The 2,193-nt window shown below is 39.0% G+C and carries 2 protein-coding genes; both read right to left on the bottom strand.

Annotated elements, in window-relative coordinates; translation table 11 throughout:
• Positions 1-254: 254 nt before the first annotated feature.
• Complete coding sequence (locus HYG88_RS15075) at positions 255-1,058, bottom strand: enoyl-ACP reductase (protein ID WP_058952677.1); 804 nt, start codon at positions 1,056-1,058, stop codon at positions 255-257.
• 144 nt (positions 1,059-1,202) lie between these two features.
• Positions 1,203-1,937 (bottom strand): Bax inhibitor-1/YccA family protein, encoded by a 735-nt coding sequence (locus HYG88_RS15070; protein WP_058952676.1) that lies wholly within the window; start codon positions 1,935-1,937, stop codon positions 1,203-1,205.
• Positions 1,938-2,193 lie beyond the last annotated feature (256 nt).

Genomic DNA, 2,193 nt, shown 5'->3' with positions numbered 1-2,193 from the left:
AAATAATCACAAGCATGATGAGCGCAAAGCACTTTAAATGTGACTTGTTCCATTTTAGAGATTTGTTTAAGATAAGATATAACTCATTGAGATGTGTCATAGTATTCGTCGTTAGAAAACAATTATTATGACATTATTTCAATGAGTTATCTATTTTTGTCGTGTACAGAGAATCTTTTTAAAATCTCACTCGCTATCTTCAAAAACAAAGCCGCTATAAAAGCGGCTTTATTAAATGATTTTAATCAATCTAATTATTCATCAAGCATCAAGTCTGGGCTCATCCCCACAGTGTTGAAACCTGCATCGACATACATGATTTCACCGGTAATACCATTTGCCCAAGGTGAGCAAAGGAATAATGCAGCATTACCGACATCTTCAATGGTCACATTACGTTTAAGTGGTGAAATTTTTTCGTTTACATCTAACATTTTGCGGAACGACTTAATCCCTGATGCCGCCAAAGTACGGATTGGCCCTGCTGAAATCGCATTCACACGAATCCCTTCTGCACCCAAGCTTGATGCCAAGTAACGTACGCCCGCTTCTAATGATGCTTTCGCCATACCCATCACATTGTAGTTTGGCATTACACGTTCAGAACCTTGGTAAGTCAAAGTCAATAAACAACCTTGACGAACTAAAAGTAACGGCTTCGCAGCACGCGCCATCGCAATAAAGCTATATGCACTAATGTCATGTGCCACTTTAAAACCATTACGATCCGTTACATCGGTAAAGTCACCATCCAATGTATGCGCAGGCGCAAAACTAATCGAATGTACTACACCGTCTAACCCGTCCCAGTGTTTTGCCAATTCAACAAAAGTCTGTTCAATTTCAGCGTCGACAGCCACATCACATGGTAGAACAATCGTTGAGCCAAATTGTGCTGCAAATTCATCTACACGTTTTTTCAGTTTTTCATTTGGATAAGTAAATGCAAGTTCCGCGCCTTCACGGTGAAGCGCTTGAGCAATACCAAATGCAATTGATAATTTACTTGCAATACCTGCTACTAAAAAACGCTTTCCAGCCAATAGTCCTTGTGCCATGTGACTCTCACTCAAAATAATTTATCTGCATAATGCCAAGTTTAAGTTGAAACCGAAATTGCATAATGCGCCTTTTTTCAATTCATCAACATTCAATAACAAATACGCCCCAATGAAGGGGCGTATTTGTTAAAACTAAGGAGATTAGTCGTCGCCACGCAACATGCTGAGTAGACGTAGGAATGAATAGTACATCCACACCAGAGTCGCTAGTAGTGCAATACCACACAGCCATTCCATCGCTTTCGGAGCGTGTTGTGCCGCAGCACTTTCAATCAAATCAAAATCTAGAATTAAGTTCAGTGATGCAATCACTGCAACAAAAGCGGCAAAACCTAAACCTAATAAATTGTTTTCAAATAAAAATGGAATGCTTGAACCAAAAGCCAAACGCATGACCATCTGCACCACAAAGACAATCGCGATGGCAATTGATGCTGACATCACTACAGATTTGAATTTTTCAGTGGCACGAATAATTTGAAAACGATACAGGCCAAACATCACTAAAGTGGTGACAAAAGTTGCCAAGAGCGCTTGTAAAGGTACACCCGGATATTTCAATTGGAAAATAACCGACACCCCACCTAAAAAAGCACCTTCAAACAAGGCATATGGAATGGCAAGGGTACGTGCGGTATTTGGTTTAAAAGTTGCAATCAGGCCTAAAATTAGACCACCAATCGCACCGACTAAGGTTGCAGCATAGGCTAGCGAAATATTTAAGGTCATGAAACAGTATAAAAACAGTGCTATACCGACCACAGCCGCAATCACTGTAAGTAATACAGACTTCTGAATAGCACCTTGAACAGTCATCGGTTGACTATAGTCCGCATGTGTTTCCACGCGGTTCAAAATAGGGTTATTACTTTGCATAACTCAACTCTTTGTTATAATTTAATTAATTTACTTTATCATAAAGCTTGTTTTAAACTTGTATAGCAAAAAAGTGTTTCTTTTTTCTACACAAATACCCTCAGCTCTATTCGATTTCAATAAAAAAGAGCTCTGTACACGACAAATTTCACAGAACCCTTATCCTATCAGGATTCTGCCTTCTTAAAATTGCCAAAATTTCCTTAAACTCTTCTTTTTTCCCAAAACCAATTAAACGCTGAATCGCCATTTGAAC

Origin of the sequence: Acinetobacter sp. SwsAc4 (assembly GCF_013391535.1) — a bacterium.
GTDB lineage: Bacteria > Pseudomonadota > Gammaproteobacteria > Pseudomonadales > Moraxellaceae > Acinetobacter.
This window is presented reverse-complemented; position numbering and strand designations above follow the sequence as displayed.

Coding starts and splice junctions, on each gene's coding strand:
- HYG88_RS15070 (WP_058952676.1), bottom strand. CDS start 1,937: ATGCAAAGTAATAACCCTATTTTGAACCGCGTGGAAACACATGCGGAC.
- HYG88_RS15075 (WP_058952677.1), bottom strand. CDS start 1,058: ATGGCACAAGGACTATTGGCTGGAAAGCGTTTTTTAGTAGCAGGTATT.